Annotated in this window: 9 protein-coding genes; 2 read left to right on the plus strand and 7 right to left on the minus strand. The window is 33.9% G+C overall.

From position 1 onward, the window contains the following. The first annotated feature begins 196 nt into the window (after positions 1-196). Positions 197-835, plus strand: a complete 639-nt coding sequence (locus tag BZK16_RS13595) for a CatA-like O-acetyltransferase (RefSeq protein ID WP_077929430.1) — start codon at positions 197-199, stop codon at positions 833-835. Positions 836-1,193: 358 nt separating this feature from the next. On the opposite strand, the gene BZK16_RS13600 is transcribed toward BZK16_RS13595, so the two are convergent. Together BZK16_RS13600 and BZK16_RS14350 are read right to left on the minus strand one after the other, a co-directional pair. Continuing rightward, positions 1,194-1,718, minus strand: a complete 525-nt coding sequence (locus BZK16_RS13600; RefSeq protein ID WP_077929431.1) for a hypothetical protein — start codon at positions 1,716-1,718, stop codon at positions 1,194-1,196. A gap of 50 nt (positions 1,719-1,768) precedes the next feature. Beyond that, positions 1,769-1,927, minus strand: a complete 159-nt coding sequence (locus tag BZK16_RS14350) for a hypothetical protein (RefSeq protein ID WP_158076868.1) — start codon at positions 1,925-1,927, stop codon at positions 1,769-1,771. 207 nt (positions 1,928-2,134) lie between these two features. On the opposite strand from BZK16_RS14350, the gene BZK16_RS13605 reads away from it, so the two are divergent. Further along, positions 2,135-2,377 (plus strand): hypothetical protein, encoded by a 243-nt coding sequence (locus BZK16_RS13605; protein ID WP_077929432.1) that lies wholly within the window; start codon positions 2,135-2,137, stop codon positions 2,375-2,377. A 394-nt stretch (positions 2,378-2,771) separates the two neighbouring features. On the opposite strand, the gene BZK16_RS13615 is transcribed toward BZK16_RS13605, so the two are convergent. The 5 genes from BZK16_RS13615 to BZK16_RS13635 all read right to left on the minus strand — a co-directional run bounded on the left by BZK16_RS13615 (position 2,772) and on the right by BZK16_RS13635 (position 5,574). Beyond that, positions 2,772-3,026 carry a hypothetical protein gene (locus BZK16_RS13615; RefSeq protein ID WP_143691195.1) on the minus strand — a complete coding sequence of 85 codons (255 nt, stop codon included), beginning with the start codon at positions 3,024-3,026 and terminating at the stop codon, positions 2,772-2,774. A 24-nt stretch (positions 3,027-3,050) separates the two neighbouring features. After that, positions 3,051-3,578 carry a pilin gene (locus BZK16_RS13620; protein ID WP_077929435.1) on the minus strand — a complete coding sequence of 176 codons (528 nt, stop codon included), beginning with the start codon at positions 3,576-3,578 and terminating at the stop codon, positions 3,051-3,053. Positions 3,579-3,646: 68 nt separating this feature from the next. Beyond that, positions 3,647-3,865, minus strand: coding sequence for a DUF2644 domain-containing protein (locus BZK16_RS13625; RefSeq protein WP_077929436.1), 219 nt, complete (start codon positions 3,863-3,865; stop codon positions 3,647-3,649). Between the two features lie 737 nt (positions 3,866-4,602). Next, positions 4,603-5,064: a lysozyme gene (locus tag BZK16_RS13630; protein ID WP_077929437.1), complete on the minus strand. Its 462-nt coding sequence runs from the start codon at positions 5,062-5,064 to the stop codon at positions 4,603-4,605. A 54-nt stretch (positions 5,065-5,118) separates the two neighbouring features. Then, positions 5,119-5,574: a hypothetical protein gene (locus BZK16_RS13635; protein ID WP_077929438.1), complete on the minus strand. Its 456-nt coding sequence runs from the start codon at positions 5,572-5,574 to the stop codon at positions 5,119-5,121. Between the last annotated feature and the right edge of the window lie 341 nt (positions 5,575-5,915).

Raw genomic sequence — 5,915 nt, forward strand, 5'->3', positions numbered from 1 at the left:
CCTTTTAAATAAAATAAAGCCATGTTACACAGCTGTAACAGGGCTTTAAAATTAGAAGTTTGGATATTTGCACACGACAAAAACCCAACTTAATGGGCTTTTGAATAGGTTTAGTCTTTAGTCTTTAGTCTTTATCTATAAAGGTAGATCTAATATGCTATATTCCTTTAAACTTACAGCATTATGGTAATAAAACATGAAATATTCTAAGTTCGATATTGATTCTTGGGTGCGTAAAGAACACTACAATATATTTAAAAATTATGCACAAAATGCTTTTAGCATCACAGCAGAAATAGAAATCACTAAATTACTATCTTGGGTAAAAGAGAATCAATACAAGTTCTACCCAGCTATGATACACAAGGTTGCTACTGTGTTTAATAGACATCCTGAATTCAGAATGGCAGTAAAAGACAACGATCTAATTGTATATGAATCTATAAATCCTAGTTATACCATTCCACACACTCAACAAAAAAGTTTTTCATCTATATGGAGTGAGCATCAACATGATATTTTAGATTTCATTCAAGAATATAATCAAGATTTAAGTCTTTATGGAGATGACTTAAGCTATTTCCCCAAAGGAGAATTGCCTGAAAATATTTTCTATATTTCTGCTCTGCCATGGATATCTTTTACAAGTTTTAGCATGCAGTTTTCTAGCCTTCAGAACCTATTTACTCCTATTGTAACTATCGGAAAATACTTTTCTAAAGACAATAAAACCTTTGTTCCTATTGCTATTCAACTTCATCATGCCGTTTGTGATGGTTTTCATGCAGGAGTTTTCTTTAATGAGCTCCAAAAGTTATGTGATGAATTATCATAACTTGATCATGCTTTAATCTTAAATGGCCCCTTTTTAGGGGCTTTTATTTTATCTCTGCTGTCTAATATTCCGCAGTGAATCTTCCAGTTGCTTATTATCACTACTCAGTAGATTTCCCACTGATTCAAGTATGATGATAATTTGCTTCAAGTCCTTTGGATTCGTTTTGCGAACTAGCGAGCTAAAGAGTTTTTGTGCGTAGGCTTTATCGTCCATGACTGCCTTCCTTAGCTTTTTCAATCATTGATTGATCAAACAATGTTGGACGACCAGCATTATTTTTCTTAGCCGTCATAATTACTTTGCTTTAGATAATAAAAAACCCCAATTAAGGGGCTAAAACTATTTTAATTGAATCTTAATCATTAGAATTTAATGCTTTAATTTGATTAAAGTAGTTTGATAGTTTTATCGAATAGACCACGACATCAAAATTATCATTTTTAATAGTCGGAGCTGTTACATTAATCATGCTAATAATTTTATTATTAGGATCAGGAGTCCATATCATAGTTCCCCTATTTGGATTTATTTGTATGTTTTCACCAAATCGCTCATTGATTTTACGGATCAACAAAGCTGCCTTTTTAGCAAGAGACCTATCCTCACTAAATGTATCCACAGAAGAACCTAAGCTTTCAGTATTTTTTACAAAAACTAGCCCTTCTATATTTCCATTTAATACAATCACATTGACGCTATCAAAGATCTCATCTGCATTCTTCTGATACAGAGAAAGCTTGCCTCTTAATTCTACTAACTGAAACTCATTGTTTTTATCTTCAAAATTGCACCCAATTTTATAGCCTTCAAACTCTTCATAAGGCTGATCACATGCAAATGAAACGGATAAAAACAAAATAAAACCAATTAAAATCTTCATGATGTACCTATAGTTATTATTAGATGATGCAATTATATAGGTGTTTTATGTTATTTACTTAACTGCCTTAATTGTTGTTTGATCTCACCATTGTCACGCTCTAATGTTCCAACTCTTTTGGACAACTCCTTAACTTCATCTTGAAGTGAACGCTGAGCCATTTCATATGATTCAAGCTTTACCACAACAACAGCAACTTGCTTGGACATAGCAACGATCTCTCTCTAAGTCTCTTCTTGTCGCCTATTGGTATCTGCTTGTGAGTTTAGGACAATTCCAGCCAAGATACTTGCCATGGCTGTAAACACCCAAAATTGATATTTTTCAAATGTGTTTTTTAAATGATCTGCCATACACTTATCTGTTTCAATAAGTGTAAGGATTTGTCATAATCAACCAAATACTAGGAGATAAATATGACGGTTAAATTAACTATTGCGATTACTATCTCAGCAATCATTTCGGGGCTTGCTGCTACTAATCTGTTCTTGGAGCTGTACTTTTTGGGAAGCCCATTAAGAGAACTATCTAATCAAGCATGGTGTGCTCACACTGAGCGTTTGATATATGCATTTATTTCCATATTCTTTGCAGTGTTATCGTTTGGTTTGTTTATCACAAGAGAAATACATATCCAGCCTAGCAATACACCATCTTGATTTTATTAATGCGTTTGTCATAATCTCCGGAAAAGGAGCTTATATGACACTTTATAAAAAATTTACTATCGCAATATTTGTTTCAATAGCCTTATCACTATCTGGGGGGCTGTATCTATACCTAAGTTTCTATGTATTCAAAATGGATAATACACATATTGCTAATGCTACAAGCTTCTACATGAAAAGACTTTTAGCGTTTACTGTATCCCTATTATTCTTTTATCTAGCAGCCTACCTATTCTTTATTAGAAAACGAGTGCTTTAGCCCTCGATAATCCGTGCAATCCTGAAGCTTTACATAGATTGGGTACAATCTTTTCATTGCCTCAGTACTTGTGTCATTTGGCAGTTTTACTGGCTCAGGTCTCAAGCACTGTTGATTGCTCTATAATCAATCTTCGATCCATCCATTTTGCTTGTACACGCCTGCAATAGCATCATCAGACATATTAGAAACATTGCCTTTATTAACTATTATTTTGTCATTTTCCCCATTAATAAATTCCTGTGTTTTAATTTGCTGATCTTTAGATTTAAGCTGTTGCTCTTGTTGCTCAATCTTTAGATTCTTTCGCTGAATTACAAGCATAAAAAAGGCGCTCAATGCGCCTAGTATGCTTAAAGCTATTATTTTAAATCTATTCATAATAATGTATAAATAAAACTTAATTTAGTTTTGTTGATATGCAGTCGCCCTACAGTTTGAAGGTAACCACTTATTTTGAAGGTCCTCGCCATAAGATAGGCATTTCCATTTTATACTGCCTTTTATATTATCTGCCACATTTATCTGATTTCCATCCAAAGATAATGTAATTCCATTTTTATAAGATGCAGAATGCACATCTGCTTGAGTTGAAGGAAATGCATTATATCCAACAACTTTTGTATTGTAAAAAATCTTAATTAATGGATTGCCATATGCTGCGCCGATCGTAACCCAGATACCACCAACCGCCTGCCCTGTAATCATATTTCCATTTGGCAATCCAGCCTCTTCATTCGATAATGGCCATACTCCTTGAGTTGAGAAAGTCTCTGTTATCGCCATTTTTGCTGCACTAGAAAGCGCTAGGCCCTCCGCAACATACGTTCTTTTTGTATAATCCTGGTAAGCTGGCAATGCAAACATAGATAATATGCCTATAATTGCGACAACGATCATTAATTCAATTAGTGTAAAGCCTTTATTTTTCATTTAAATAACCTATATATACTTATATTTACACATATTATAAATAAAAAATATTTACTGATCAATAAAAACTATAACGATTTATCTCTTTTTATAGACACAAATCCTTTGCTAGTCGCTGTCAATGTTGCCATGCCTGCAATAATAAAAGCTAATTCGCTTGGCACTGTTAAATCAAACAACATCGCAACAAAGAAGCCAATACACAACGTAATAGCACTCATCATCTGTATAGTGTTTGTTGTGCTCAATCGACCATTGTCATTTGTGAATAGTTCTTTTAACTGCATTACAATACCTTTTATTTGTACTTCTTAGATAATCAACATTATTGATAGGCATTGGATTTTGCTTAGATAAAGATTGCAATGAAATATTATGCTCGGCCAACACAGCAAACTCACTCTTTCCTCTGTGTTGTTCTACACATTCAACAAATCGCCCAATACTCTTTTCAAAGTGTTGAGTGAATCGTCATACGAGAAATCACCCCGCTATTAGCTAATTTCTCTACCCCTTTAATGGCCCTATTCAATCAATCGTTATAGCCTACTTTAAGTGCTGTCGCTGTTACCGCCTTGGACTGCCAGCCACAATGATTATCAATAGCGTGAAAATTAAAGGTTTACCTTCGCTCACTTCTTTAAAGCCAAGAAGCTGCATCAAATATCACTATTTAGCGACATAAAGTCTTACGCATACCAACCTCCACAATTGTCATTATTTAAACGCAAATAACAGCATATATCTCGTTTGTCTGTACTACATAGAAACTCAGCCTAGCACCAATGGCATGATGCTAGATCAATTCCCTTTAACTTGCACTTTTGCGATGCTACCGCTTACCTTTTACCGTCGCCACTTTTCTTTCTGGTCATTTAGCCATCTTTCGTAATCATAATATTCATCGTTTTTAATGAACTTTAAATATTGAATACAGCGCATGAGAAGAAACGGAAAAAGGATCATTGCCAATGTTGCATATCCTAATGCAATCATCAGTAAAACAATCTTCATTATTTCCATATTAGTTTCCTGATCTAAATAACTTCTGCTCTGCCTTTCTTCTTCTAACCAATCCATCAAGCTTTTGACCACCTGCAAATACCCAACGCGTGAACTGTTCAGCCGCTTCTGAATACTTGCCTTGGTTTAATAGCTTGAGTAATGTAGATGATTGAAGACTACCTGCGCCTAAGTTAAATGTGAATGATACTAACGCATCAAATATATCCTGGTTAATTTCGACTTTGACTAATCGATTAACTGCATTTTCTGCATCTACCAAATCTTCAATGAGTAATTGCTCTGCTTGCTTTTGAGTGATGATTTCACTTTTAGATAGTTTTGGAGGCTTGCCATCGATCTTCTTAAAGCCTTTGGTATGACCATAACCAATAGTCCAAACGCCCACTGAATCTTGATAGGCTTTTAACTTACAGCCCTCAAAATCTTTGATTAGCTCAATGCCTTTTTTATCTGTTTTCATTTTTATTCCATGCAACAAAAAACCCCAATTAAGGGGCTGTTTATAATAATACTGTTAATTCTCTTCAATATACATCTCATTAATGGACTTTCTTAGTGTTGGCATAACTACAAATGACATATATCTAATAATGTAATTAGCTATGATACGATCATCAAAATCATAAAATTTATAATATAACTCTATAGGATCACTAATTGAAATTTCATCAGAATACTCATCAGTACAAATCAAAAAGCTAGATTTTTCTTTTGCATATCCTTCACAAAGATATAAGTTCATCATAGTTGCAAGAAGTAGAGAAAACATAGGCTTTTCATAACTGCCATGCCCTTCATTCCAATGATCATCTTCATATAATTTACAAAAACTATTTATGCATCTCATTACAGAAATAGAAATGATTTGAACTGCCAAGATCATTGATCTTGCTAATATCCAAATCATACAAATCAAACCAAGCAGGCTACTCGACTTATCTAAACTGACTTTAACTGAATTGCTGATCATCGAACCACCTCAATAAAACTGACTGTTAGTTCCGCATTTTTTATGCCTTTGCTAATGATATTAAAAGGGCCATCTTTACAGACTAAATATGTTTCACTCATAATCATGTAATTACATAAGCCTTTTTCTTGCCTTTATTCTACACCATCACCCAACTTACTTACATCAACTAATGGCTCAATTTCTTGCTCAGCATCAACAAGTGGAATCTACTTAAATATTTCATAGCTCATACTTTCCTTTAGACAATAAAAAAGCCCCTTTCGGAGCTTATGACATAACTGATAATCCACGGCAATTGAGATAGCAATACCTTTTCAATGAAATGAATAATAAAAAAA

Origin of the sequence: Wohlfahrtiimonas populi (assembly GCF_002006795.1) — a bacterium.
GTDB classification, from domain to species: domain Bacteria; phylum Pseudomonadota; class Gammaproteobacteria; order Cardiobacteriales; family Wohlfahrtiimonadaceae; genus Wohlfahrtiimonas; species Wohlfahrtiimonas populi.

What these genes read in the sequence shown, in the direction of transcription:
- BZK16_RS13620 (WP_077929435.1), bottom strand. Translation starts at nt 3,578, where the DNA reads ATGAAAAATAAAGGCTTTACACTAATTGAATTAATGATCGTTGTCGCA.
- BZK16_RS14350 (WP_158076868.1), bottom strand. Translation starts at nt 1,927, where the DNA reads ATGTCCAAGCAAGTTGCTGTTGTTGTGGTAAAGCTTGAATCATATGAA.
- BZK16_RS13635 (WP_077929438.1), bottom strand. Translation starts at nt 5,574, where the DNA reads ATGATCAGCAATTCAGTTAAAGTCAGTTTAGATAAGTCGAGTAGCCTG.
- BZK16_RS13625 (WP_077929436.1), bottom strand. Translation starts at nt 3,865, where the DNA reads ATGCAGTTAAAAGAACTATTCACAAATGACAATGGTCGATTGAGCACA.
- BZK16_RS13595 (WP_077929430.1), top strand. Translation starts at nt 197, where the DNA reads ATGAAATATTCTAAGTTCGATATTGATTCTTGGGTGCGTAAAGAACAC.
- BZK16_RS13615 (WP_143691195.1), bottom strand. Translation starts at nt 3,026, where the DNA reads ATGAATAGATTTAAAATAATAGCTTTAAGCATACTAGGCGCATTGAGC.
- BZK16_RS13630 (WP_077929437.1), bottom strand. Translation starts at nt 5,064, where the DNA reads ATGAAAACAGATAAAAAAGGCATTGAGCTAATCAAAGATTTTGAGGGC.
- BZK16_RS13600 (WP_077929431.1), bottom strand. Translation starts at nt 1,718, where the DNA reads ATGAAGATTTTAATTGGTTTTATTTTGTTTTTATCCGTTTCATTTGCA.
- BZK16_RS13605 (WP_077929432.1), top strand. Translation starts at nt 2,135, where the DNA reads ATGACGGTTAAATTAACTATTGCGATTACTATCTCAGCAATCATTTCG.